At 64.0% G+C, this 25,994-nt stretch carries 23 protein-coding genes, 1 tRNA gene and 2 pseudogenes; 14 read left to right on the forward strand and 12 right to left on the reverse strand.

What is annotated here, in order from left to right:
* Window positions 1-63: 63 nt before the first annotated feature.
* Entirely contained in the window at window positions 64-4,872 is a 4,809-nt protein-coding gene (locus M727_RS0122760; protein ID WP_027154589.1) for an NAD-glutamate dehydrogenase, read from the reverse strand.
* Window positions 4,873-5,006: 134 nt separating this feature from the next.
* Here M727_RS0122760 and M727_RS0122765 point away from each other — a divergent pair.
* Together M727_RS0122765 and M727_RS0122770 are read left to right on the forward strand one after the other, a co-directional pair.
* Window positions 5,007-5,248: pseudogene (locus M727_RS0122765) on the forward strand (alkylhydroperoxidase); the annotation flags it as partial.
* A gap of 86 nt (window positions 5,249-5,334) precedes the next feature.
* Window positions 5,335-5,658, forward strand: a complete 324-nt coding sequence (locus M727_RS0122770; RefSeq protein ID WP_027154591.1) for a YciI family protein — start codon at window positions 5,335-5,337, stop codon at window positions 5,656-5,658.
* A gap of 9 nt (window positions 5,659-5,667) precedes the next feature.
* Here M727_RS0122770 and M727_RS0122775 read toward each other — a convergent pair whose 3' ends face one another.
* On the reverse strand, window positions 5,668-6,282 hold the full coding sequence (locus M727_RS0122775; RefSeq protein WP_027154592.1) for a LysE family translocator: 615 nt from the start codon (window positions 6,280-6,282) through the stop codon (window positions 5,668-5,670).
* A gap of 254 nt (window positions 6,283-6,536) precedes the next feature.
* Window positions 6,537-8,366, reverse strand: a complete 1,830-nt coding sequence (gene typA / locus M727_RS0122785; protein ID WP_027154593.1) for a translational GTPase TypA — start codon at window positions 8,364-8,366, stop codon at window positions 6,537-6,539.
* Between the two features lie 200 nt (window positions 8,367-8,566).
* Between typA and M727_RS0122790 the strand changes: the two genes are divergently transcribed.
* Entirely contained in the window at window positions 8,567-8,842 is a 276-nt protein-coding gene (locus M727_RS0122790) for a hypothetical protein (protein WP_027154594.1), read from the forward strand.
* A gap of 251 nt (window positions 8,843-9,093) precedes the next feature.
* Here the strand turns inward: M727_RS0122790 and M727_RS0122795 are convergent, their stop codons facing one another.
* Both M727_RS0122795 and M727_RS0122800 read right to left on the reverse strand, forming a co-directional pair.
* Window positions 9,094-10,662 carry an alkaline phosphatase gene (locus M727_RS0122795; RefSeq protein ID WP_027154595.1) on the reverse strand — a complete coding sequence of 523 codons (1,569 nt, stop codon included), beginning with the start codon at window positions 10,660-10,662 and terminating at the stop codon, window positions 9,094-9,096.
* A gap of 158 nt (window positions 10,663-10,820) precedes the next feature.
* Window positions 10,821-12,104 (reverse strand): MFS transporter, encoded by a 1,284-nt coding sequence (locus M727_RS0122800; RefSeq protein WP_027154596.1) that lies wholly within the window; start codon window positions 12,102-12,104, stop codon window positions 10,821-10,823.
* 82 nt (window positions 12,105-12,186) lie between these two features.
* Here M727_RS0122800 and M727_RS0122805 point away from each other — a divergent pair, with 82 nt between their 5' ends.
* Together M727_RS0122805 and M727_RS0122810 are read left to right on the forward strand one after the other, a co-directional pair.
* A complete protein-coding gene (locus M727_RS0122805) occupies window positions 12,187-12,786 on the forward strand; it encodes a TetR/AcrR family transcriptional regulator (RefSeq protein ID WP_027154597.1) in 600 nt (199 codons plus the stop codon).
* Between the two features lie 45 nt (window positions 12,787-12,831).
* Complete coding sequence (locus M727_RS0122810; RefSeq protein ID WP_027154598.1) at window positions 12,832-13,425, forward strand: hypothetical protein; 594 nt, start codon at window positions 12,832-12,834, stop codon at window positions 13,423-13,425.
* A gap of 242 nt (window positions 13,426-13,667) precedes the next feature.
* On the opposite strand, the gene ppa is transcribed toward M727_RS0122810, so the two are convergent.
* The 5 genes from ppa to M727_RS0122835 form a co-directional block, all read right to left on the reverse strand.
* Complete coding sequence (gene ppa / locus M727_RS0122815) at window positions 13,668-14,201, reverse strand: inorganic diphosphatase (RefSeq protein WP_027154599.1); 534 nt, start codon at window positions 14,199-14,201, stop codon at window positions 13,668-13,670.
* 112 nt (window positions 14,202-14,313) lie between these two features.
* Window positions 14,314-14,820: a GNAT family N-acetyltransferase gene (locus M727_RS0122820; protein ID WP_023800479.1), complete on the reverse strand. Its 507-nt coding sequence runs from the start codon at window positions 14,818-14,820 to the stop codon at window positions 14,314-14,316.
* Between the two features lie 116 nt (window positions 14,821-14,936).
* Window positions 14,937-15,575, reverse strand: a complete 639-nt coding sequence (locus M727_RS0122825; RefSeq protein ID WP_027154600.1) for a TPM domain-containing protein — start codon at window positions 15,573-15,575, stop codon at window positions 14,937-14,939.
* A gap of 8 nt (window positions 15,576-15,583) precedes the next feature.
* Window positions 15,584-16,384, reverse strand: coding sequence for a YgcG family protein (locus M727_RS0122830; RefSeq protein ID WP_245268848.1), 801 nt, complete (start codon window positions 16,382-16,384; stop codon window positions 15,584-15,586).
* Window positions 16,385-16,488: 104 nt separating this feature from the next.
* Complete coding sequence (locus M727_RS0122835; RefSeq protein WP_036263057.1) at window positions 16,489-17,121, reverse strand: LemA family protein; 633 nt, start codon at window positions 17,119-17,121, stop codon at window positions 16,489-16,491.
* 161 nt (window positions 17,122-17,282) lie between these two features.
* Between M727_RS0122835 and M727_RS0122840 the strand changes: the two genes are divergently transcribed.
* From M727_RS0122840 to M727_RS0122865, 6 genes are all read left to right on the forward strand, one after another.
* Window positions 17,283-17,525: a hypothetical protein gene (locus M727_RS0122840; RefSeq protein ID WP_027154603.1), complete on the forward strand. Its 243-nt coding sequence runs from the start codon at window positions 17,283-17,285 to the stop codon at window positions 17,523-17,525.
* 7 nt (window positions 17,526-17,532) lie between these two features.
* Entirely contained in the window at window positions 17,533-18,417 is an 885-nt protein-coding gene (gene pdxY / locus M727_RS0122845) for a pyridoxal kinase PdxY (protein ID WP_027154604.1), read from the forward strand.
* A complete protein-coding gene (locus M727_RS0122850; protein WP_027154605.1) occupies window positions 18,414-19,169 on the forward strand; it encodes a DUF429 domain-containing protein in 756 nt (251 codons plus the stop codon). Before pdxY ends, M727_RS0122850 begins: the two co-directional genes overlap by 4 nt.
* Window positions 19,170-19,323: 154 nt before the next feature.
* Window positions 19,324-19,968: a carbonic anhydrase gene (locus tag M727_RS0122855; RefSeq protein WP_027154606.1), complete on the forward strand. Its 645-nt coding sequence runs from the start codon at window positions 19,324-19,326 to the stop codon at window positions 19,966-19,968.
* A gap of 8 nt (window positions 19,969-19,976) precedes the next feature.
* Window positions 19,977-20,387: a nuclear transport factor 2 family protein gene (locus tag M727_RS0122860; RefSeq protein WP_027154607.1), complete on the forward strand. Its 411-nt coding sequence runs from the start codon at window positions 19,977-19,979 to the stop codon at window positions 20,385-20,387.
* Between the two features lie 113 nt (window positions 20,388-20,500).
* Window positions 20,501-22,555, forward strand: coding sequence for a M3 family metallopeptidase (locus M727_RS0122865; protein ID WP_027154608.1), 2,055 nt, complete (start codon window positions 20,501-20,503; stop codon window positions 22,553-22,555).
* Window positions 22,556-22,655: 100 nt separating this feature from the next.
* Here the strand turns inward: M727_RS0122865 and M727_RS37100 are convergent.
* Together M727_RS37100 and M727_RS0122875 are read right to left on the reverse strand one after the other, a co-directional pair.
* Window positions 22,656-22,961, reverse strand: a pseudogene (locus M727_RS37100) (DUF167 family protein); the annotation flags it as partial.
* Window positions 22,962-22,971: 10 nt separating this feature from the next.
* On the reverse strand, window positions 22,972-23,262 hold the full coding sequence (locus M727_RS0122875; RefSeq protein ID WP_023800489.1) for a YggT family protein: 291 nt from the start codon (window positions 23,260-23,262) through the stop codon (window positions 22,972-22,974).
* A gap of 162 nt (window positions 23,263-23,424) precedes the next feature.
* On the opposite strand from M727_RS0122875, the gene M727_RS0122880 reads away from it, so the two are divergent.
* The 3 genes from M727_RS0122880 to M727_RS0122890 all read left to right on the forward strand — a co-directional run.
* A tRNA-Ala gene (locus M727_RS0122880) sits at window positions 23,425-23,500 on the forward strand.
* A 517-nt stretch (window positions 23,501-24,017) separates the two neighbouring features.
* On the forward strand, window positions 24,018-24,932 hold the full coding sequence (locus M727_RS0122885) for a sugar phosphate isomerase/epimerase (RefSeq protein WP_027154609.1): 915 nt from the start codon (window positions 24,018-24,020) through the stop codon (window positions 24,930-24,932).
* A 45-nt stretch (window positions 24,933-24,977) separates the two neighbouring features.
* On the forward strand, window positions 24,978-25,994 hold a 1,017-nt coding region (locus M727_RS0122890; RefSeq protein ID WP_036263062.1), incomplete at its 3' end, for an ABC transporter substrate-binding protein.

Genomic DNA, 25,994 nt, shown 5'->3' on the forward strand with positions numbered 1-25,994 from the left:
GGGGAACCGTTTCGCTCTATAGCGCAGTTCCTACCGGCAATCGCGCGCGATGTGGAAGACTTCTCACAGCGCTGTCAGGTCGCTGATCAGCCCCGATGCCACCGACAGCCGCGACACGGTGATGTCGCCGCCCTCGGTCAGCGCCTGCAGCCGCTCGCGGATGCGCCCGACCCTCTCGCCGCCCGCCTCCAGCCATGCCGCCACCGGGTCCGCCGCCCCGGCATGGCCGGTGAGCGCCGCCACGGCGATGCCGCGCCTGGCTGCGCCGATCGTATCGGTGGCGCGGGAAAGAGCCAATTGATCGTAGTAGTCGGACGGCGCGATCGAGCGCGCCGCATCCTCGACGCGCGGAATGCGGAAGGCATCGCTGACCGCGAAAAACGCCTTCGCGGCGGCGATGATGTCGGCATTCGCCGTTCGGGCCGTCAGGGCGATGTCAGGCACGACGCCGGCCACATCGGTCAGCGCCAGATGTTCTGCCAATTGTTCGGGCGCGCCGCCCTTGGCCAGACCATGCCGCCGCTCCTCGATCCGCTCGCGCGAGAAGGCCGGAAGCAGCGAAGTGAGCTTCGGCTCCAGTGCCTTGCGCGCGTTCTGCAATTCGGCGATCCGTTGGCCGAGCGGAGCGGTGCTGGAATCGTTCTTGAGATACCAGCCGCTGGCGACATAGGTGAGGCGGCTAACCGCCTGATACAGGTCGAGCTGCACCTGTCCGTCGATCTGGTTGTCGAGCGCGTCGATCTGGCGATAGAGCGCCGGCAAGCCAAAGCCGTCGCGCACCACAGCAAAGGTCCGGACCACGTCGGCCGCGCTGCGGCCGGTTGCTTCCTGCAGTCTGTTGACGAAGGGCGCGCCGCCGCGATTGACCAGATCGTTGGCGACGACACGGGCGATGATTTCGCGGCGCAGGCGATGGCCATGGATTTCGGCCGCGAATTTCTTCGCCATACGGTCCGGGAAATAGCCCATCAGGTCACGGTCGAAATGCAGATCGTCCGGCACGTCGCTGGCGACGATGTCGGAAAACAGCACGATCTTGGCATAGGCCAGCAGCACGCCGAGCTCGGCCCTGGTCAGCGGCTCGCCGCGCGCCTCGCGCTCGGCAAGGGCTGCCGGCGACGGCAGTGCTTCGACATGGCGGTCGAGCAGGCCGCGCGCCTCGAGCGCTGCCATGAAACGGCTCTGATGGGCGACATCGGCAAGGCCGCGCTTGCGGGCAAGGGACAGCGCCAGCGTCTGCTCGTAATTGTTGGACAGCACCAGCGCGCTCACCTCGTCGGTCATTTCGGCGAGAAGCTTGTTGCGCGCTGGGCGGGTCAGCGCCCCCTTGCGCATGGCGGAAGCCAGCGCGATCTTGATGTTGACCTCGACGTCGGAGCAGTTGACGCCGCCCGAATTGTCGATGGCGTCGGAATTGCAGCGCCCGCCATTCAGCCCGAACTCGATGCGGGCCCGCTGCGTCGCGCCAAGATTGGCGCCCTCGCCGATGACCTTGGCGCGCACTTCGAGCGCAGTCACCCGAATGGCATCGTTGGCGCGATCGCCGGCGTCCTGGTTGGTTTCCGTCGATGCCCTGAGATAGGTGCCGATGCCGCCGAACCACAAAAGGTCGACCGGCGCCTTGAGGATGGCGCTCATGATCTCGACCGGCGAGGCGGTCGTCTTGCCGAGGCCGATCGCCGCGGCAGCGGCCGGCGGCAGCGTGATCGATTTCTGGCTGCGCGAGACGATGATGCCGCCTTCGGACAGTTTTGTCTTGTCGTAGTCCTGCCAGCTCGAACGGGCGAGGGCGAACATGCGCCGGCGCTCGGCCATCGAAGCCGCCATGTCGGGAGCGGGATCGATGAAGATGTCGCGATGGTCGAAGGCGGCGATCAGCCGGGTCTGCTCGGACAAAAGCATGCCGTTGCCGAACACGTCGCCCGACATGTCGCCGACGCCGACGACGGTGAAGGGTGTGGTCTGGATATCGCGGTTCATCTCGCGGAAATGCCGCTTGACCGCTTCCCAGGCGCCCTTGGCGGTGATGCCCATCTTCTTGTGGTCGTAACCGGCCGAGCCGCCGCTGGCGAAGGCGTCGTCGAGCCAGAAGCCATGCTTCTCGCTGATGGCATTGGCGGTGTCGGAGAAGGTCGCCGTCCCCTTGTCGGCGGCGACGACGAAATAGGGATCGTCCTGGTCGCGCCTGATCACACCGGCTGGCGGGATGACGCCGTCGAGGCCGATATTGTCGGTGATCGACAACAGGCTGGAGACGTAATTCTTGTAGGCGGACGCGCCGGCTTCGAAGATGGCGTCGCGGCCGGCGCCCATCGGCAGCTTCTTCGGATAGAAACCGCCCTTGGCGCCAACCGGCACAATCACAGCATTCTTGACCTGCTGCGCCTTGACCAGGCCGAGCACCTCGGTGCGGTAGTCCTGGGCGCGGTCCGACCAGCGCAGGCCGCCGCGGGCGACCGGGCCGAAGCGCAGATGCACGCCCTCGACTTCGGAGCCGTAGACGAAGATCTCCCGCCACGGCCGCGGCGCCGGCAGGCCATCGACCGCTTGCGAGTCGAGCTTGATCGCCAGCGACTGGCCCTTCTCCTTCAGATCGGCAACGAAATGATTGGTGCGCAGCGAGGCTTCGATCAGGTTGAGGTAGCGACGGATGATGGTGTCGTCGTCGATGTTGGGAACCTCTTCCAGCGCATCCCTGATCTTGGCCTTGAGGTGCCTGGCCGCGACCGCCCCTTCCATCTCCGCCGTCGGTCCGAGGCGGGCGACGAACAGCTCATGCAGGCCACGCGCGATCTCCGGATAGCGGTTGAGCGCTGCGGCAATGAAATCCTGGCTTTGCGGGATGCCGGCCTGCTGCAGATAGCGGCCATAGGCGCGCAGGATGGAAACCTCGCTCGACCACAGGCCTGCGGTCTGGGCAAGGCCATTATAGCCGTCATTGTCGATGTCGCCACGCCAGACGGAAAGGAACGCGTCCTCGAACAGCGCGCCGCGGTCGCCAAGGTCGATCGGCTTGCCGTAGCTGTTTTCGAGCTCCATGTCGTGGATGAAGACCATGCCCGGCTGATCACTATTGATCATGCCGGAAGCCTCGTCCCCGACTTCGAAGGTGCGCTCGCTGATCACGCGGAAACCGATGTTCTCCAGCACCGGCACCCGCCGCGACAGCGCCACCGGGCTGCCATGGTGATAGATCTTCAGCGCCGCCTGATGCGGTTCCTGGTTGGCATGACGATAGTAGTCGATGGCGATCGGATTGGCCGCGCTGATCCTGGCCATGCGACCGGCATCGGCCAACGCCTCCGCCGGCGAGAAGCTGTCGCGATAGCTTCCCGAGAAGCGCGACGCGATCGCCGTGAGCGCCGCATCGGCGCCGGTCTCGGCCGCGGTCTCGCGCAGAATGTCGTCCCAAGTCCGCACGATGGCGCGGATCGCTGCCTCGATCGTCGCCTGGTCGACCTTCGGCGTCTTGCCGCCGGAACGGCCGATGATGAAATGGACGCGCGCCAGTCCGCCTTCCGGAAAGGCCGGGTAGTAGGCCGAAAGCCGGCCCTGGAACACCGTCCTCAGATAGGTGCCGATCTTCTCGCGCACGACGCTGTCGTAGCGGTCGCGCGGCACGAAGACGAGGATCGAGACGAAGCGGTCGAACTGATCGGCGCGCACCAGCGCTCTGACGCGCGGCCGCTCGATCAGCCCCAGAATGGCTTCGGCGTGCTTGCGCAGGATCGGCACCGGAACCTGGAACAGCTCGTCGCGCGGATAGCTCTCCAGCACATTGATCAGTGCCTTGCCGGAGTGGTCTTCAGGGTTGAAACCGGATTTGGCGATGATGGTTTCGGCTTTCGACCTGAGATAGGGGATCTTCATCACCGAGCGCGTGTAGGCGGTCGAGGTGAACAGGCCGACGATGCGCAACTCGCCGGCGAGCACGCCCTTGGCGGTGTAGGTCTTGACGCCGATATAATCGAGATAGATGCGGCGGTGCACCGACGATTTGGCGTTGGCCTTGGTGACGATCAGCGGTTCCGGCCCGTGCAGGAAGGCGCGGATTTCCGGCGTCGTCGTCACCGCTTCGGTGCCGCGCCGCAGCACCAGCACGTCGGGATCGGAGAGGATGCCGAGGCCGGGCTTTTCGGTGCGCTCCAGGGTGCCGCTCTTCTCGCCGCCGGTATATTTGAACTCACGCATGCCGAGGAAGGTGAAATTGTCGTCGCGCAGCCATTCGAGGAAGGCGATCGCCTCAGTGACGTGCGCCTTGTCGAGCGGCACCGGGGCGTAACGGAACTCCGAGATCGCCTGGTCGAGGCGGGCCAGCATCGGCTTCCAGTCGGTGACAGCGGCGCGCACCTGGCCTAATATTTTCTTCAGCCGCTCGGCCAATGCGTCGGCCTGATCGGCCGAAAGACGGGCGATATGGACGTGGATGACGCTCAGCCGCTCATGACTGTGATCGCCCTTGGCAAAGCCGCCATCGCCGAGGATTTCGTCGACGCCGCTCTTGCCGTGCCTGACGACGATGACCGGGTGGGTAACCAGCAGCGGTTCGCCGGCGCTCTCGGTGATCTCGCCGAGTATGGAATCGAACAGGAACGGCATGTTGTCGTTGACGACAGTGATCACCGTCATCGGCCTGCCCTGGCGCACGACACCGGAATCAACCTCTATTGCGACGACGCAATCGCCCTTCTTGTGCCTGGCGACGGCGCGTCCGGCGAGATCGGCTGCGCGTTCGAGGGCGGTGACCTCATAGGCGGCGACATCTTCGGCCGGCGCACGGGCCAGCAGGTAATCGGCAAGCCTGCCGGGTTTCTCGCCGCCCTTGGCCGTGCTTATCTTTTTCAACTGGCTTGCAGATTTCAGGCCGGCCATGTCGCTAAATCCCTCCCTCATATGTTTTGCGACTATGGTAGCAGATGACCGATATTTGGCGACAAAGGTTTGACCGCTTGCGACGAAATGTCGGGATTCGCCGGTGGGTCACCGAAATGAGGAGAAAATCCGCCATAGAAGACAAAATCATCGCACTTGACCTCGCGCCTGCGGAACTGAGCGAAGCGACGAAAGCCTATTTCGCCAAATGCGAGGAGAAGCTCGGTCTCGTTCCCAACGTGCTTTTGGCCTACGCTTTCGATGAGACGAAGCTGCGTGCCTTCACCGACATACCAAGCGATGGCGCGGTGAGAGCATGGCGGTTGCGAGCCAACAGGACCTCACATTAGTGATTCGCATTCTCGTTGCGTCTTTGCCGGTTTGGTCCGATGATTGCCCCTGCGGCGTGACCGCATGTCGGTTCGACGCCCGCCGATCAACGGAAGATCAACGGAGGAGAACATGGCGAAATTTCTCTATGTCTATCACGGCTCCGGCAAGATGCCGACCGACGAGGCCGAACGGCAAGCAGCGATGGATGCCTGGAACGGATGGTACGGCAAGCTTGGCTCGGCCGTGGTCGACGGTGGCAATCCGGTCGGCATGTCGAAGACCGTGCTGCCCGGCGGCAAGGTCGAGAACAATGGCGGCAGCAATCCGACCGCCGGTTACACAATCATCGAAGCGAAAGACATCGACGATGCCGTCGCCAAGGCCAAGGATTGTCCTATTCTGAAGGACCCGGGTTTCAGCGTCGAGATCGCGCCGATCATAGAAATGGGCTGACGCACCGGTTCAGGATCGAGCCGCGATCGCCGCCGCGGCACCGGCCATGGTCGTGGCGCTGACGCGGTTGGCGATCTTCATCGCGCGCTTGCTCTTCAAGAGTTTTCGCGCCTGTGCTGCCGCCAGCACCCAGGCCAGATCGATGGCGACCAGAACCACGGCCATGGTCAGCGTCAGCTCGATCCAGCCGACGACCGTCACCGAGGCGAGATCGATGATGGTCGGCAGCAGCGCCAGGTAGAACATCATGATCTTGGGATTGCCGAGCGTCCCCGCCATGCCGGCAAAGAACAGTTTGACGGCCGACTCCTCGCGCGGCATCTCGCCCTCGCGCGCCTCGACCGGGGCCGTCCACATCTTCCAGGCGAGGTAGGCGAGATATGCGACGCCGACCCATTTCAGCACGACGAAGGCGAGATGGAAGGTCTGCGCCACCACCGCCAGCCCGAACACCGCCAGCGACAGCCAGATGGCCTCGCCGATCCACATGGCGAGCAGGAACGGAAACACGTCGCGAAAGCCCTTTGCGATGACCCGCGCCACCAGGGCAGCAATCGAGGGGCCGGGCGAGCCCGCGGCGACGAAAAGGGCGGCGGCGAAGATCAGAAGCGAAGTGACGTGCATGTGAGTGCCTTCGAGCGTCAGAAAGCTAAGGATATCCGATCGGCGGCGATTTGGCACCCCTGTAGCTTGCAGAGAACTTTGCCCTCTGAAGAGGCGCCGGCGCTGCCCCTCATCTGGCTGCCGCCATCTTCTCCCGTGAACGGGGAGAAGGGCGCCGTCATCGACGGTTCCGCCGAGACGCAAACTTCAGCCTCGGGGCGATTATCGTATGCGGCAGCCGTGACGAGTTTGCCGCACATCTCTCGACATCCCGCTTACGCCGCGCCGACCACTTTCGCCGATTTCTCAAAACGCTTGCGCTCGTTCGGGTCGAGATAGAGCTTGCGCAGACGAATGGTCTTCGGCGTCACTTCGACCAGCTCGTCGTCCTGGATCCAGGCCAGCGCGCGTTCCAGCGTCATGCGGATCGGCGGCGTCAGCTTCACCGCCTCATCCTTGCCGGCGGCGCGGATGTTGGTCAGCTTCTTGCCCTTCAGCACGTTCACTTCGAGGTCGTTGTCGCGTGAATGGATGCCGATGATCATGCCCTGATAGACCTTGACGCCCGGATCGATGACCATCGGGCCGCGATCTTCCAGGTTCCACATGGCATAGGCCACTGATTCGCCCTGTTCGTTGGAGATCAGCACGCCGTTGGTGCGGCCCGGCAGCTCACCCTTGTAAGGCTCGTAGGCATGGAACAGCCGGTTCATGACTGCGGTGCCGCGGGTGTCGGTCAACAGTTCCGACTGATAGCCGATCAGGCCGCGCGTCGGCGCGTGGAAGACGATGCGCTGGCGGTTGCCGCCTGACGGGCGCAATTCGACCATCTCGGCCTTGCGCTCCGACATCTTCTGCACGACGACGCCGGCATGCTCCTCGTCGACGTCGATGACGACTTCCTCGACCGGCTCGAGCAACTCGCCGTTCTCGCCCTTCTGCATGACGACGCGCGGCCGCGACACGGCGATCTCGAACCCTTCGCGGCGCATCGTCTCGATCAGCACGGCAAGCTGCAATTCGCCGCGGCCGGAGACGAAAAACGAATCCTTGTCCGGCGATTCCTCGATTTTCAGCGCGACATTGCCTTCTGCCTCGCGCAGCAGGCGGTCGCGAATGACGCGGCTGGTCACCTTGTCGCCCTCGGTGCCGGCCAGCGGGCTATCGTTGACGAGGAACGACATCGTCACGGTCGGCGGATCGATCGGCTGCGCATGCAGCGGCTCGGTCACCGACAGGTCGCAGAACGTGTCGGCGACGGTGCCCTTCGACAGGCCGGCGATGGCGACGATGTCACCCGCCTGCGCCTCGTCGATCGGCTGGCGCTCGAGCCCGCGGAAAGCCAGGATCTTCGAGATACGGCCGGTTTCGACCTGGGTGCCGTCATGATGCAGCACCTTGACCGCCTGGTTGGATTTCAGCGTGCCGGATTCGATGCGGCCAGTGATGATGCGGCCAAGGAACGGATTGGCTTCCAGGATGGTGCCGATCATCCGGAACGGGCCGGGGTGGACGGTCGGCGCCGGCACGTGCTTGATGACGAGGTCGAACAGCGGCGCCAAACCCTGGTCCTTCGGGCCTTCGGGGTTTTCCGAGACCCAGCCGTCGCGGCCCGAACCGTAAAGGATCGGGAAGTCGAGCTGCTCGTCGGTGGCGTCGAGCGCTGCAAACAGGTCGAACACTTCGTTGACCACCTCGACGTGGCGGGCGTCCGGCCGGTCGATCTTGTTGATGACGACGATCGGCTTCAATCCGACCTTGAGCGCCTTGCCGACGACGAATTTTGTCTGCGGCATCGGCCCTTCGGCGGCGTCGACCAGCACGATGGCTGAATCCACCATCGACAGGATGCGCTCGACTTCACCGCCGAAATCGGCGTGGCCGGGGGTGTCGACGATGTTGATGCGGGTGTCCTTCCAGTCGACCGAGGTCGCCTTGGCCAGGATGGTGATGCCGCGTTCCTTTTCGAGGTCGTTCGAATCCATGGCGCGTTCGGCAACGCGCTGGTTGTCGCGGAACGAGCCGGACTGTTTCAGGAGTTGGTCGACTAGGGTGGTTTTCCCATGGTCGACGTGCGCGATGATCGCGATATTACGAATTTTCATGTTGTGGTCTCGGGAGCGTTGCAGGCAGCAGGCCAAAAGGCGCTGCCTCTTTCGGTTGGGCGGCTCATACAGGGTTTTTCGCAAATGCGAAAGAGGAGGCGTGCCACCAAATACATGGTCACCAAATCTTAAGTGTCTTGGTGTGAAATTGAATTATTAACCAAAGCGGAACCTTTCACGGTCGGGACAGTTCAAATTTCATGAGCAAAACGGGCATCAGATACCGGCCAATCCTTGCATGGGCTGCCCTCGCCGTTCTGCTTGCGGCAGGCGTGGCACAGTCGGCCGCGACGTCGAAGGAGCCTGCCATGCCGTCCGACACCCGAACGGCGGAGCAGTTGTTTGCCGACGCTCCCGATGGCGTCGACCCGGTGGTGACCGGGCCGGTCAGCGCCGCCTTCAAGCAAAGGCAGGAGGCCGCCAACTGCGACAGCGCTGTTTGGCCCAATATTCCGGCCGTTTGCTATCCGGACTGACGACCGCCGACGGCGGTAGTCATCCCGAGATACCGTTCCGCTGCGATCCTTCACGCCCCCCTCTGCCCTGCCGGGCATCTCCCCCACGAGGGGGGAGATCGGACGTCGCTGCCGCTTTCGCCAACCTCCAACGTTGCAGGCGCGAGCGGGAGCGCCCAAGCTGCCAATCCCCCCGTGTGGGGGAGATGTCCGGCAGGACAGAGGGGGGCGCTGTCCCGCCCGCGTTTTGGCCATTATTGAAGCCAGTCCCCTCACGCCGAATGCACCGGGTCGAGCGTGACCTTGTAGAGTTCATTGTCGTCGCGGTCCATCAGCCGCACCGTCATCTGTTCAGTGGCGCCGTCGATGTCGACGAGGCCGAAGAACTGCAGGCCGGCCGAAGGTGGCAGATTCTGCCCCTGCTCGGCGGTTGGCGCCTTGATGAATTTCAGCTCCGGGCCGAAGGTCATGGCGAAATCATTGGGTCCAAACGTGCCGGCATGGAGCGGACCCGAGACGAATTCCCAGAACGGATCGAAGTCCTGGAACTGCGCCTTGTCGGGATTGTAGTAATGCGCCGCCGTGTAGTGCACATCAGCGGTCAGCCAGACGGTGTTGGTGATGCCGGCATTCTTTATGTAGCGAAGGAGGTCGGCGATTTCCAGTTCGCGGCCCTTGGCCGGGCCATTGTCGCCATTGCTGACGGCCTCGGCGCCGGCCTTGTTGGTGGCGTCGTTCCAGACGACGAGGCCGAGCGGCATGTCGGCGGCGATGATTTTCCAGGTCGCGTTGGAGTTTGCCAGTTCGCGCTTCAGCCACTTCATCTGCTGTTCGCCGAGGATGCGCGATTGCGGCGTCACCGTATCCTGCATGCCGGGGCCATTGGCGCCGCGGTAGGAACGCATGTCGAGGAAGAACACTTCGAGCAGCGGCCCGTAGGCGATCTTGCGGTAGACGCGGCCCGGTTCCGACGGCTCGTAGCGGATCGTCGTCATCTCGTGGAAGGCGCGTGCCGCGCGTGCCGCCAGCACATGGATGTTTTTTTCCGAGTAGCGGTCGTCGGCGCTCAGGTTCTTCGAATCCGACCAGTTGTTGACCACCTCGTGGTCGTCCCACTGGTAGAAGGTCGGGCAGATGGCGTTGAGCCCCAGCACGTTCTTGTCCATCATGTTGTACTTCCACTGGCCGCGGTACTCGTCCAGCGTCTCGGCAACCTTGCGCTTTTCGTCGATGAGGACCTTGTTCTTCCACTTGCTGCCGCCGGGAAGCTCGACCTCGTCCTTCATCGGGCCGTCGGCATAGATGGTGTCGCCGGAATGCAGGAAGAAGTCGGGCGTATGCTTGCCGATCGTGGCATAGGTCTTCATGCCGGTGTCGTCGATGCCCCAGCCCTGGCCGGCGGTATCGCCCGACCAGGCGAAGCGGATGTCGCGTTTCGAGGCCGGCGCCGTGCGGAAGCGGCCGACGATCGGCTCGGAGACGGCGTTGATGTCGGCAAGATCGGCCGCGACCATGCGGTAGAAGATGTCCTGGTCGGAGGTGAGGTCGGTGAGCAGCCGCTTTACCGTGTAGTCGCTGGCCGGCGACGTATCGAGCGGCGCAAGGCGCAAGGGATTGGCGAAATTTTCCGTCGACGAGACTTCGAACATGACGCGCGAAGGGCGGTCGGTCCGCGTCCACACCACGCCGCTGGTTGCGTCGACATCGCCCGACTGGATGCCATGGGTGAAGGCGGGCCGCTGATTGGCGCGCGAATAATAGGGAAGCGCGAGGCCCGATACGCCGACGAGGCCGGCGGCGCTCGCCGACGTGACAAAAGCGCGGCGCGAAATCTTGTTCATGGCTGTCTCCTGGATGGCTTAAACGTCGCCGCCAAGGTCCAGCCTCAATGTTTCACGCACATCTCGAAACCATGAAGGTTTTCTGACGATCAACAGGCTGGCGAATCTCCCCCCTCGAGGGGCCTCGAGGGGGGAGATTAGCGCTCAGCCGTCACAGCTCAAGCCGCCTGCGGTTCCGGCTCGAAGGCCGGACGGCTGGTGTTGATCAACAGCGAGATGCAGGCTGCGGCTATTGCGGTCATGCCGGCGATGAGGAAGGCAAGTTCGTAATTGCCCTGCAATTCACGCATGGTGCCGCCGAAGAAGGCGGCCGCCGCCGCACCCACCTGATGGCCGGCGACGATCCAGCCGAAGACGATCGGCCCGCTGCGGTCGCCGAACGCCTCGTTCGACAGCCTGAGCGTCGGCGGCACGGTGGCGATCCAGTCCAATCCGTAGAGCACGGCGAAGATGATCAGGCTGGTCGACGAAAAACCGGAATAAGGCAGATAGATCAGCGACAGGCCGCGGATGCCATAATAGACGCCGAGCAGCTTGCGCGGGTCGAAACGGTCGGTGAGCCAGCCCGACAGCGTCGTGCCGATCAGGTCGAAGATGCCCATCAGCGACAGCAGGCCGGCGGCTTGCACCTGGCCGATGCCCATGTCGCCGCAAAACGCGATCAGGTGCGTTCCGACCAGTCCGTTGGTGGTGAAGCCGCAAATGAAGAAAGTGGCGAACAGATACCAGAACACGCGCGTGCCGGCGGCACGACGCAGCGTGCTGAACGTGTGGGTGAGGAAATTGCCCTGCGAGGCCGGCGGAACCGGCGGCACGTCGTCGACGTCCGCGCCGTAGCGCACCATGCCGATCGCGGACGGCCGTTCCGGCACCAGCAGCCAGACCAGCGGCACCAGGCAGGCGGTGGCGACCGCAATGGCGATGGCGACAGGCTTCCAGCCGCCCGACTGGGCGAGCGCGGCGAGCAACGGCAGGAACACCAGCAGGCCGGTGGCGGCGGAGGCCGACATCAGCCCCATCACCAGGCCGCGATTGGTCTTGAACCAGCGATTGACGATGGTGGCGCCGAGCACCGTGGCGACCGCGCCGGAACCGACGCCGGAGAATACGCCCCAGGTGAGAAGCAGGTGCCACGGCTGGGTCATCAACAGGCTGAGCGCCGTCGAGCCCGACATCAGCACCAGCGACGCCAGCAGCGTGCGGCGCAGCCCGATCCGTTCCATCAGTGCCGCGGCAAACGGCCCGGTCAGGCCGTAGAGGAAGATGCCGATGGCCGCGGCGAGCGAGACGACATCGCGCCGCCAGCCGAAACTCTCCTCCAGCGGCAGCATCATGACGGCCGGCGCCGACCGCAGGCCCGCCGCGATCAGCAGGCAGAGGAAAATGACGGCGACCACGACGAAAGCATAGCGCTGGCCAAACGGGCGGGATCGAGCTATCATGTTACTAACCGGTACGTTGCAATGCATGGGAGCATACGTACCGATCGGTAACATTGTCAAGCAGGCAACGGCACGTCCAAGAATGAAAAGCATTGAACCAGCGATCAAAGCGGATGAACGGCCCCGCGCGGGCGAAAAAATCCTTCGCGTTGCCCGCGACCTGTTCTACCGGCAAGGCATCAGGGCGATCGGCGTCGACGAGATCGTGCGGCGCGCCGGCGTCACCAAGCCCAGCCTCTATCGCAGCTTTCCGTCCAAGGACGAATTGGCCGCGTCCTATCTGCGGCAATACGACCTCGAGTTCTGGGCCCGCTTCGACGCGGCGGTGGCTGCCCATCCCGGCGATCCGCGCGCGCAGATCGCCGCCTTCCTGACCCGCATCGGCAAACGCACGCAAAAACCCGACTATCGCGGCTGCGGCATGACCAATGCGGCCGTCGAATATCCCGAACGTGGCCACCCGGCCCGGGTGGTGAGTGAGGCCAACAAGCAGGAATTGCGCCGACGCCTGCGCGCCATGGCGGCGGCGATGGGTGCCGGCGACGCCGATACGCTGGGCGACGGGCTGCTGCTCCTGATCGAAGGCGCTTATATCAGCGGCCAGCTGTTCGGGGCCGGCGGACCGGCGAAGTCTGTGGCCCGCAACGCCGACCTGCTGATCGAAGCGAGCTTGAAGAAATAGCGTTTAACGATACCGTGCGGCAGCCCCGAAACGGAGTTGCCTGCGATGCGTGCTCTTTTGCTGATCCCGCTTGCCCTCGCCGGCCTCTGCCAGCCTGCCCGGGCCGGCGACATTTCCAGCGCCTACACCGATCTCGACTGGAAGAAGGACTGCGTGACCTACGCGCAGGCGGAGGAAGGCGACGGCGACTGGGCCAGTCTCGCGTGTTCGGGCTATCGCGGCTATCCGGTGCTGATCGCCTACGACGACGCCCGGGAATCGCTGTTTTATGGTTTTCCGCCCAGCGACATGACCGCGGTCTGGGAAAGTTTTGTCGCCTTCAACTCGGCGGCACCCAAACTTGAGTGGCGCATCGAGACGAACGGCGGTCGCGCCGTCCCGTTTGCCGTCATCCATCGGCGCTCGATCAGCAATCCCGAAGCGGAGAACAAACCGACCGATGTGGTGATCGTCGCCAAGGTCGCCCAGCCGGAGACCTATGAGGGCTGCACCGTCGGCCTGGTGCTGGCCACCGGCAACCCCGGCGCCAACGACCAGGCCCGCAAGCTCGCCGACGAGAAGGCGCGGACCTTTGCCTGCGGCAAGGACAAGCGCGTGGTTATCGGCAACGCACCCGCTTTCGGCCGCGTCGATAATTAATGGTAGTGAGGAAGAGCGTAGCAATGGCCGCCCTTCGGCGATCCTTCACGCCCCCTCTGTCCTGCCGGACATCTCCCCCACGAGGGGGGAGATCGGCTGCCATCTTGGCTTTCGCCATCTCCGACGCCGAAAGAGAGACGAGGCGGCGAAGCTGCCAAATCTCCCCCCATGTGGGGGAGATGCCCGGTAGGGCAGAGGGGGGCGCTGTCCCGCCGACGTCTCGCAATTTTGAAAGCGTTCGGCTACTTGCTTGCCTTGGCCCGTTCGATCGCCTCGACGATCATCTTCTTGGCGTAGGCGGCAGCGTGCCAGCCCTCGATCTTGACCCATTTGCCGGGTTCGAGATCCTTGTAGTGCTCGAAGAAGTGCTGCACCTGCTGGCGGGTGATTTCTGGCAGGTGCGTGTATTCGGTGACGTTCTCGTAGCGCAGCGTCAGCTTGGGCGACGGCACCGCAATGATCTTTTCGTCGAGGCCGGAATTGTCCTCCATCACCAGCACGCCGATCGGCCGCACATTGATGACGCAGCCCGGCACCAGCGCACGCGTGTTGCAGACCAGCACGTCGATAGGGTCGCCGTCACCCGACAGCGTGTGCGGCACGAAGCCGTAATTGCCGGGATAGCGCATCGAGGTGTGCAGGAAGCGGTCGACGAACAGCGTGCCGGCCTCCTTGTCCATCTCGTACTTGATCGGCTCGCCGCCGATCGGCACCTCGATGATGACGTTGATGTCCTCCGGCGGGTTCTTTCCGATGGCGATGGCTTCGATACGCATGGCTTTTGTCCCTCTTTCGATTGGAAACCGATAGCGGGCAGCGGCGCATGGTGCAATGCGGCGAATGGTACTGAAATCGGCTGAGGGTGCTGGCGAGAGGCGTGTCGAGCCGTCATTCCCAGACGAAGGCGACCTTCTTCAGAGCCTTCTGCTCAAAAACCTCGACGCCCTCGGCGACGTCGCGGCCGCCGGCGCCGGCATAGAAGGTGAGCGCGTTCTGGTTGTCCTCCAGCGCCCACACCACCATGCCTTTCAGCCCGTGGTCTGCCAGTCGCGCCCGTGCTGCCGAGAATAGCCGGCTGCCGAGCCCGATGCCCTGATACTCCGGGCGCACGTAAAGTTCGTAGATCTCGCCCTGCTGCTTGAGCTCGCGGGCGCGGTTCTTGCCGATCGTGGCGTAGCCGGCAACCTTGCCGCCGATCTCGACGACCAGGACGGTGGCGGCGCGGCGGATGGCGTTCGCCCACCAGTCGGCGCCGCGGCGGTTGATCATCGATGTCAGCGTGCGATGCGGGATGATGCCGGAGTAGGCGCCGCGCCAGGCCAGCAGGTGCACGTCGGCGATGGCGCTTGCGTCGCGCGGCTCGGCTTTCCTGATATCGATGCTCAGCGTCTTCATGATTGGTTAACCATAAACCCGCATCGCCCGATTGCAAGAGTCCGGTCAGCGGCTCCCAAGCTTTCGCACAGACGATAGACGTGCCGTTGAGTGCTGAAAAAACCGTTCGTAGCGACTCAGATTTCGACCAGATGGTCGTCGAGTTCGTTGCTGTCGCCGGAAGAAACCGGGAAATGCTCGGCCAGCACCGCACCCGTCGCTTCGATCGCCTTGATGAAGCCGTCGGCGAGACGATCGTCGCGGGCATGCGCGGTAAGGTCGCGGACGACGCCGTCCCAGACATGCTGGCCGACGCGGCTGTCGATGCCGCTGTCGGCGATCACTTCGGCGTAGTGCTCGGCGATCGAAACGAACACCAGCACGCCGGTGCGCGCCGTGGTGCGGTGGACGTTGCGGGCGAGGAACTGCTTTATCGCATTGGCGTGCGCGGCCTGGTAACGCAGCCGTCTCGGCACCAGGTGGATGCGCAAGCCGGGCAGCGCCCACAACAGCACAAGCACCGAGGCCATCGCCAGAAGCTGGGCGATGACGAAATGCGGCAGGCGGATCGACAGCCACCACGCTTCCAGCCCGTAACTGACGGCTTGGCTGACGACGAGCATCGCCAGCGTCGCCATGAAGGCGGCCGGAAAGAAATAGCCGTCGCTGGCATAGGCGACGACGCAGTAGATTTCGCCGTCGGTGTTTGATTCGGCGACGCGGATCGCTTTGGCGATGCGGTCATGATCCTCGGGGCTGATCGGTCGAGTTGCCATGTCGTGTCTCACCAGCTTCCTGAAGATCCGCCGCCACCGGACGAGCCGCCGCCGCCCGAAAACCCGCCACCGCCTGAGCCTCCTCCGCCCGACGACCAGCCGCCCCCGCCGGACGACCAGCCGCCAGAAGATCGCCGGCCCGGCTCGAAGGTCATGCCCAGCCAGCGATAGCGGCCGGGGCCGAGTTTCCGGCCGAAGATCGGCGGCAGGATGGAGGCGGCGATGCTGCCGAAGAAGATGATCGCCCAGATGCTTATGAAGATCGCAAAGAACAGATCGTCGGTGTTGAACGGCGGCTGCTGGTTGCGGGTCCCGCGCGCTTCCAGCTCTTCCGGATTGCCTTCCAGCACCATGACCATGTCGTCGACGGCCTTCATTATGCCGCCGGAGAAATCGCCGGCGCGGAAGGCCGGCACCATGTCGTTTTCGATGATCAGCCTGGTGTGCAGGTCGGTCAGCGTGCCTTCCAGCCCGTAGCCGACCTCGATGCGCATCTTGCGGTCGTCTTTGGCGACCAGCAAAAGCACGCCATTGTCCTCGCCGGCCTGGCCGAGCTTCCAGGCGCGGAACAGCCGGTTGGCGTAGGGCTCGATTTCCTCGCCGTCGAGGCCAGGAAGCGTCGCGACGACGATCTGGTCAGAGCTCTCGGCCTCGAAATCCGCAAGCTTGCGGGTCAGCGCCGCCTCGGTTGCGGCGTCGATGATGCCGGCATTGTCGACGACCCGCCCGGTCAGGGCAGGCAATTCGGCGGCGAAAGCGGTGAGGGGGAGGAAGAGGGGGAGGAAGAGAAGGCTTAGGGTGATGAACAGGAATGCCAGGCTGGCGTTCCGTCGCGCCCCCCTTTGTCCGGCAGGACAGAGGGGGGCGCGACGGAGTGCAAGGCTGATAGGGACCACGCTCACCAGTTGCTCAATCACCCGCCCTGCTGCGTGCCGAAATCGACCTTCGGCGTCTGCATCTTGTCTTCCTCGATGGTGAAATTGGCGAATGGCTGATTGTCGCGGAACCACAGGGTCGCCCAAATCACCGACGGGAAGGTCCTCAGCGTCAGATTATACTCCCGCACCGCCTCGATATAGTCGCGGCGGGCGACCGAGATGCGGTTCTCGGTGCCTTCGAGCTGCGCCTGCAGCGCCAGAAAATTCTGGTTGGCCTTGAGGTCGGGATAATTCTCCACCACTGCCAGCAACCGCGACAGCGCGCTGGTCAGGCCGGCTTGACTGTCCTGGAATCTCTTGACCGCTTCCGGATCGCTCAGCGTCTCGGGCGTCACCGTCACCTGCGTCGCCTTGGCGCGCGCCTCGACCACGGCATCGAGCGTATCCTTCTCATGCGCCGCATAGCCCTTGACCGTCTCGACCAGATTGGGAATGAGATCGGCGCGGCGCTGGTACTGGTTCAGCACCTGGCTCCATGCGGCCTTGGCGTTTTCCTCCGCCGTCGGAATTGTGTTGTAGCCGCAGCCGGCCAGCAGCGGCAGCACGATCGCCATCATCAGCAAGGCTGGCAGGTTGCGGAAGACGAAAGGGGAGGAAAGGGCAGGCATGGAAAAATCCCTCAACAGACTGACGGGCGAAGCATTACCACAATCCGCGCGCAAGAACATGACCTCAACCTGGGGCGCTGCTGGTGCTTTACCATTCACTGTCAGGCCCTGTAACTGGCCGGGCGAACAGGTTAAAGTCGCTGCGAAAACAGGGCATAGCCATGGCGGGACGCCAGGACAGCGACGACGAATCGCGCCGCATCATCGAGCGCGTGGCAAGTGAAACCGACCCGGCCTCGTCCGTTGCGCGGACCGCGAAGGGCGCGCGCGATGACATCACTGCTGCAGACGCCGACCGGGCCGACCCGATCGAATATTGGGGCACGCGCATTGGCCGGGCGCTGGGGCTCATTGTCGGCATTGGCCTGTTGATCTGGCTCGTGCTTTTCATCATCCAGGGTTAGGAACCTCGTGAGCACCGAAGAACACGACGCGCCGCGCGCGGTCATCGTCATTTCCAGCCATGTCGCGCGCGGCTCGGTCGGCAACCGCGCCGCGGTCTTTGCGCTGGAGACGCTGGGCTTTCCGGTGTGGGCGGTGCCGACCGTCATCCTGCCCTGGCATCCGGGCCATGGACGGGCGACGCGCATCGTGCCGCCGCTCGATCAATTCAGGGCGCTGATGGCCGATCTCGAGCGCGCGCCATGGCTGGGCGAGGTCGGCGCGGTGCTGTCCGGCTATCTCGGCGAAGGCGGCCAGGCCGACGCCGTCGCCTCGCTGGTCGGCGCGGTCAAGGCGAAGACGCCGGACGCCGTCTATATCTGCGACCCGGTGATGGGCGATTCGGGCGGGCTCTATGTGCCGGAGACGACCGCCATTGCGATGCGCGACCGGCTGATGCCGATCGCCGACATCGCCACGCCCAACCGCTACGAGCTGGAATGGATGGCGGGAGCGCCGCTGCCCGACCTCAAGGCGGTGATGGCGGCCGCCCTTCATGCCGGGCCGTCGACCATGCTGGTCACTTCGGCGCCGGCGATGATGGCCGGCGGCACCGGCAATCTGCTGCTCAACGGCAACCAGGCGCTGCTCGCCGAGCATCGCCTCATCGACAAGCCGCCCAATGGGCTTGGCGACCTGACGGCGGCCGTCTATCTGGCGCGCATCCTGTCCGGCCAGCCGGCGGTCAAGGCACTGCAGTCGACCACGGCGGCGGTCTACGAGATCCTGGCGCGCACCGCCAAGCGCGGCGGCGACGAATTGCAGCTCGAAACCGACGCCCAGAGCCTGTCGCACCCGATGGCGATGGTGCAGCTTCGCCATCTCCTGCATCCGGGGCGGGACAAAAGAGCGTGACTGTCGTCGGTGTCGACGGCTGCAAGGCCGGCTGGATCGCCGTTCGCCGCGATCCGGGCGCAGCCCCCTCGGCAGCCGTTTTTCCAAGTTTCGCAGCACTGCTCGAGGCATTGCCGGCCGATGCGACAGTCGCCGTCGACATGCCGATCGGCCTGCCCGATGTTTCGCAAAAGGGCGGCCGCGGTCCCGAAGCGCTGGTGCGGCCGCTGCTCGGCAACAGGCAATCGAGTGTCTTCGCCATCCCCTCGCGTGCGGCGCTTTACACGCATACGGACGGCTTCACCACGATCGAGGCCTGGCATGCCGCGCATCGCCAGGCAAGCGAAGTCGCCAAGGCGACCTCCGATCCGCCGCGCGGCGTCTCGATCCAGGCTTTTGGCATCTTTGCCAAGATCCGCGAGATCGATGCCGTGCTGATCGTGCGTCCCGAACTGCGCCGCCGCGTCTTCGAATCGCATCCGGAAGTCGCCTTCTGCCGGCTGAACGACGATCAGGCGATGCGCTTGCCGAAGAAGATCAAGGGCGCCGTCAACCCGGCCGGCATGGCGGAACGCAAGGCGCTGCTTTGCCGGCACGGTTATGTCAGGGGCTTTCTCGACCGGACGCCGCCGCCAGGCGCTGCTGCCGACGACTTTCTCGACGCCGCAGCGATGATGCTGATAGCCGGCCGCATCGCCAGCGGCGAGGCAAGGCCGTTTCCGGATCCGCCGCTCGCCGACCGTTTTGGCATCCCTGTCGCCATTTGGGCGTGAATCTCCTCGGCCCATCTATCGGCGAGCCAATCGCATTGGCGAATGGCAACCACGTCCTTCGCGATTCGGCATTGCTCGCGACCGGCTTTTGCCGCTAGAGCCTTCCTGACCTAAAGAGCTGCCGCCTAACCCCGAAAGGCTCCAGACGCCGCCAATGCCTCATCTCCCTGACCATCTGCTCACCGGCTACCGCAATTTCATGAACGGCCGCTATCTCGCCGAAAGCGGACGCTATCGCTCGCTTGCTCGCGAGGGCCAGGCCCCCGAAACGATGATCATTGCTTGCTGCGACTCCCGCGCTGCTCCCGAGGCGATCTTCGACGCTGGTCCCGGCGAACTCTTCGTGCTGCGCAATGTCGGCAATCTGGTGCCGCCCTATGCGCCCGACGACCAGTTCCACTCGACCTCGGCGGCGCTCGAGTTCGCCGTGCAGAGCCTCAAGGTCAAGAACATCGTGGTGATGGGCCATGGCCGCTGCGGCGGCATCCGCGCGGCACTCGACAGTACCGCCGCGCCCTTGTCGCCCGGCGACTTCATCGGCAAGTGGATGAGCCTGATTGCGCCGGCGGCCGAGACCGTTTCGTCCAGCACCTTCATGACGGCGACCGAGCGGCAGACCGCGCTCGAGCGCATTTCGATCCGCTATTCGATCGCCAATCTCAGGACCTTTCCCTGCGTCTCGATCCTGGAAGGCAAGGGACGGCTGTCGCTGCACGGCGCCTGGTTCGACATCTCGACCGGCGAGCTCTGGGTGATGAACAAGGACACCGGCGACTTCGAGCGGCCGGAGATGACGTAGGAGGTTGCATGGCATGCCGTTCGATCGCTTTGGCCGCAGCGGCGCTGCTGTTTTCAGTCATATCCGCCGGCGCCGACGACGGCGCGCTCATCAGCCGCTGGTATGCGGCGCTGCTGGTCGCCGATCGCACGGAACTGTCGGACCTGCTTGCCGACGACGTCCGGATAGAACTCGACGATCTCGGCGTCGTCCAGACCAAGCAGGAATTCATCGCCTCCATCGACGACTGGGAGGGCGCAGTCGCCGGGGCTGAAATCCGCCATCGGATCGAGAAGACCGAAGGCGGCGTCATCACGGTGATCGCCTGTTATGATTTCCCCAACAACGACGTGCTGATGCAGGAAACCTTCGCGATCGTCGACAACCGCATCACTGCCAGCTCGCAGGCGGCGATCGCCGAAAACTGCGACAGCTACTGACCAGCCGCGATATTGCGTGCGGCAAGCCAGCGCCTTACATCGGTGACGATCCGCCCCATCCCGCCACTCAGCGAAAGCCCCTCACTTACGAAAGCCCCTCACTTAACGGAAGAATGCCCATGCCGTCCGCCGTCGACCTCGCCGCCCATCCGCTGACCACCTGGCAAGGGGCGCTCGGCCTGCCCGATTTCACCCGCATCGGCGACGGCGATTTTTCCGGGGTTTTCGATGCGGCATTGGCGGCGCATGAGGCCGAGATCGAGGCGATATCAGGCAATACCGAGACTCCGACCATCGAGAACACGCTTGCGGCACTCGAGCTTGGCGGCGAGGCGCTCGACCATGTCTCGTCGATCTTCTGGTGCCGGGCCGGCGCCCACACCAACGAGGCGATCCAGGCGCTGGAGCGCGACATCTCGCCAAAGATGTCGCGGCATTTCTCGGCGATCTCGATGAACGAGAGGCTGTTTGCCCGCATCGACGATCTCTACCAGCGCCGCGACTCCCTGAAGCTCGATGCCGAAACGCTGCGGGTGCTGGAAAAGACCTGGAAAAATTTCGTCCGCTCCGGCGCCAGGCTCGACGCCGAGGGCAAGAAACGGCTCGCGGCGATCAATGAGGAGCTGTCGTCGCTCGGCACGAATTTCGGCCAGAATCTGCTTGCCGACGAGCGCGACTGGGCGCTGTTCCTCGACGCGGCCGACCTTGCCGGCCTGCCGGAATTCCTGAAAAGCGCGATGGCCGAGGCCGCCGAGATGCGCGGCCAGAAGGGCCGCTATGCCGTCACCCTGTCGCGCTCGATCTACGAGCCGTTCTCGACCTTCTCCGAGCGCCGTGATCTGCGCGAGATTGCCTTCCGCGCCTTCACCATGCGCGGCCAGAACGGCGGCGCCACCGACAACACCGCCGTGGTGCGCGATATGCTGCGCCTGCGCGCCGAAAAGGCGAAGCTGCTCGGCTACGCTTCCTACGCCGCGCTGAAGCTCGACGACACCATGGCAAAGACGCCCGAGGCGGTGCATACGCTGCTCGACCCGGTCTGGGGAAAGGCGGTGGATAAGGCAGCAAGCGATCAGATAGAATTGCAGCGGCTGGCGGCCGAGGCCGGCAGCAACGAAGAATTCGCCGCCTGGGACTGGCGCTTCTATCAGGAGAAGCTGCGCGCCGAGAAATTCGCCTTCGACGAGGCCGAGCTGAAGCCCTATCTGCAGCTCGACCGCATCATCGACGCCTGTTTCGACGTGGCGACAAAATTGTTCGGCATCAGCTTCGAGGAGAAGCAAGGCATTGCCACGTGGCACCCGGACGCGCGCGTTTTCGTCGTCAGGAATGCCGACGGCAGCGAGCGCGGGCTGTTCCTGGCCGACTATTTTGCGCGCCCCTCAAAGCGCTCCGGCGCCTGGATGAGCGCGCTGAAATCCGGCTACAAGCTTGGCGCTGGCTCCAAGCCGGTCATCTACAACATCATGAATTTCGCCAAGCCACCGAAGGGCGAAGCAGCGCTTTTGTCGGTCGATGAAGCCAAAACCCTGTTCCACGAATTCGGTCATGCCCTGCATGGCATGCTGACCGAAGTCACCTGGCCGTCGGTCGCGGGCACCTCGGTCAGCCGCGATTTCGTCGAACTGCCCTCGCAACTCTACGAGCACTGGCTGACGGTGCCGGCGGTGCTGGAAAAGCATGCGCTGCACGTGACGACCGGCAAGCCGATGCCGAAGGCGCTGGTCGACAAGATGCTGGCGGCGCGCACTTTTGGCGCCGGCTTCGCCACGCTCGAGTTCACCGCATCAGCACTGGTCGACCTGGCCTACCACGCGCGGCCGGATGCGCCGGACGAGCCGCTTCGTTTCGAAGCCGAAACGCTCGAGAAGCTCAACATGCCCGGCACCATCGCCATGCGCCATCGCACCCCGCATTTCGGCCACATATTTGCCGGCGACGGCTATTCGGCCGGCTACTATTCCTACATGTGGTCGGAGGTGCTCGACGCTGACGCTTTCGCCGCCTTCGAGGAGACGGGCGACCCGTTCAATCCAGCGCTGGCCGAGCGGCTCAGGAAAAACATCTATGCCGCCGGCGGTTCCAAGGACCCGGAAGAACTCTACACCGCCTTCCGCGGCAAGATGCCGTCGCCCGAAGCGATGATGGTCAAGCGCGGCTTGGTGTAGAGCGAGGGCCCACGGACCAATCGCCGATCTCGGCGGACCGACGATGTCTGATCAAAAGCACCTCAAAGCAGGCCACCTTAACGCGGCGCGCTTGGGCCCCACCCAACGCCTCGACGGCTTTCGCCAGCGCAGCCGGATCGCCTGAAATGCGCAGCGTCTTCAGCCGAGCCGTGCCGCCAGCGACGACCGAGACGGCCGATCGCGGCACTCCCAGCGCCTTGGCGACCAGCCGTTCGAGCGCTTGATTGGCGGCGCCGTTTTCCGGCACGGCGCGGACGCGCGCCTTCAGGTGGCTTCGCCCGTCTGTCGAGATCTCGATGCCTTCGAGCCTGTCCACCGCCGCTTTCGGCGTCAGCCGGACGAACAGGTCGACGCCGTCGTTACGCGGGCGAAACGGCCCGGTCATGGAACCGCCGTCAGACGACCAGCGGCGCCACCGTGGTGAGCAGGAACTGCCGCAGGAAGAACAGGATCAAAAGCAGGATGATCGGCGAAATATCGATGCCGCCGAGATCGGGCAGGAAGCGGCGGATCGGCCGCAGCGCCGGCTCGGTCAGCCGGAACAGCATGTTGCTGACGCTATCGACGAACTGGTTGCGCGAGTTGACGACGTTGAAGGCGTAGAGCCAGGAGAAAATCGCCGAAGCGATGATGATCCACCAATAAATGTCAAGCGCCAGGACAATGGTCTGAATGAGGGCTATCATGCCGGTCTCCGATTGTTGCCGACATGTAGCCATTGCAGGCGGAGGCGGCAAGAGCCAGCTTCCGCCGCATGCCCAGCCGGTGACTGGCCGTGTGGCTTTTGGGCAAAACGCCGTCTTGACAGGAAACCGCAGCGCCCGATAAATGCGCCCATTCCGCTGGACGGGGCTGTAGCTCAGCTGGGAGAGCGCGTCGTTCGCAATGACGAGGTCAGGAGTTCGATCCTCCTCAGCTCCACCAGCGGAAATTTACTCCCAGAAAAATCAAGAAGATAGCTGCACCGGCGTACCCCGCACGCTCTGGCGGGCTTTGAGCTTGGGGCTTTAAACCTGGCCATCAAGCCATTCCCGCAGATCGGGGTCCTCGTGACCTTCAGAGACAGGCGGTCTCGTCCTGACGTACCAGATCACGCCAAATCCAACTGCCGCCCACGCGCCAGCAACCACGAATGTGATGATGTCAGTCACTTCAAACCCCTAAGCCCGACACATCATTAGCTCGACCGAAATCGCCCCACAAGAGCAAAATCAGGTCGTTGCGGGAGTGGGCTGATGCCCAGCCAAGGGAAGTCCTGCTGTTGTCAGACGCCTACTAAATCCAGCCGTTCCGTACGGCTGTCACGGCCACTCACGATGGCCTGCTCTGCGACGATCCGGTGGCATTCGTCAGACAGGTTTGCGCATTGCCGGCGGCGACACGGTTGAAGCGGCCTGCACAATCGGCATAGTAGGCCGGTCGTGAACCACGGGAGGGCAACATGAAGCTCGGACTGCTCACCGCACCGTTTGCCGATACCCCGCTCGGCGAGGTCGCCGACTGGGCAAGTTCTGCCGGCTTCGAGGCGCTCGAGATCGCCTGCTGGCCGAAATCCTCGGGTGCGGCCCGGCGCTATGCCGGCACCAGCCATATCGACGCCGCCTCGACCTCGGCCTCGCAGGCCAAGGAAATCGCCGCCGCACTGGCGGAAGAGAACCTGTCGATTTCGGGCCTCGGCTTTTATCCCAATCCGCTGCATCCCGATGCCGCCCACCGCAAGGCCGTCATCGATCATTTGAAGAAGGTGATCGTGCTGGCGAGCCATATGGGCGTGCCGGTGGTCAACACCTTCTGCGGCGGCGACGCCTCAAAAACCATCGACGCCAACTGGCAGGAGGCACTCGAACTGTGGCCCGCCGTCATCGCCCATGCGCGCGACAACGGCGTCAAGCTGGCTTTTGAGAACTGCCCGATGATCTTCAGCTACGACGAATGGCCGGGCGGCCACAACATCGCCTATTCGCCCTATATCTGGCGCCGCATCCTTGAGGCCTGGGGCGGGGATGTCGGGATGAATTTCGACCCGTCGCACCTGGTCTGGCAGATGATCGACCAGGCCCGCTTCATCAGGGAATTCGGCCCGTACATGCTGCATGTCCATGCCAAGGACCTGATGATCGATCATGATGGGCTTTACGAGCGCGGCATCCTCTCGGCCGGCATGGGCTGGCAGGTGCCGCGCATGCCGGGGCTTGGTGATGTCGACTGGAATGTGATCTTCTCCGGCCTCTACCGCGCCGGCTACGACGGAGCGATCATCATCGAACACGAGGACCGGCGCTTTGAGGGAAGCGACGACGACGTCAAGCGCGGCTTTTTGCTCGCCCGCGACATGCTGCGCCCCTTCGTGAAATGAGCCCCCTTTTCGAACTGAACTGAAAACAATGTGGAGGAAGACTGAATGAAAAAATATCTGGCAATGGTCCCGCTGCTTGCCGGCGCGGCGTTTCTGGCTTCGGTGGGCGTCTCGTCCGCTGAAGCCAAATACACGATCGGCGTCTCCAACACGGTGCAGGGCAATGGCTGGCGCGAGGAGATGATCTGCGCCATCAAGGCGCAGGCGCTTGCCTCCGGCGAGGTCACCAAGCTCAACATCGCCCATCGCAACACCGACGCCGCCGGCCAGCTCGAGGACATCCGCAACCTGATCAGCGCCAAGGTCAACGCCATCGTCGTCAACCCGGCCGATCCCGCCGGCATCAAGTCAGCGCTCGAGGAAGCCACCAAGGCCGGCATCGTCGTCGTCGCAGTCGACCAGGCGGTCACCGAGCCTTCGGCCTACATCATCTCCAACAACCAGGAACAGTACGCCTATCTCGGCGCCAAATGGCTGTTCCAGCAGATCGGCGGCAAGGGCGACGTTGTCTATATGCGCGGCGCCGCCGGCGCCTCGGCCGACAGCGACCGCGACAAGGGTTTTAAGAAGGCGCTCGCCGAATTCCCCGACGTGAAGGTCGTGCATGAGGTCTTCACCGGCTGGCAGCAGGACCAGGGCAAGCAGCAGATCCTCGATTTCATCGCCACCGGATCGCCGTTCAACGGCATCTGGACCTCGGGCATCGACAATGTGATCGTCGACGCGCTGGTCGAGTCGCAGACGCCGCTGGTGCCGGTGGTCGGCGCCGACAATGCCGGCTTCGTCGGCCAGCTGAATTCGGTCGAAGGCCTCATCGGCGCGGCGGTGACCAACCCCGGCTCGATCGGCGGCGCCGGCGTGACCTTGGCGCTGCAGATCCTGAACGGCAAGAAGCCGGCGGAGCAGACCGTGCTCGTCGAGCCGCAGCTGTGGGAGAACGCCACCGCGGAGGGCAAGGCCAAGCTGAAAAGCGTCGCCGATCCGTCGCTGAGCCCGGAATGGCCGGTCTCGATCTCCATCCCGGAGTGGACCACCTACACCAAGGAGCAGATCATCGCCTGC

Source organism: Mesorhizobium sp. WSM2561 (assembly GCF_000513915.1).
GTDB lineage: Bacteria > Pseudomonadota > Alphaproteobacteria > Rhizobiales > Rhizobiaceae > Mesorhizobium > Mesorhizobium muleiense.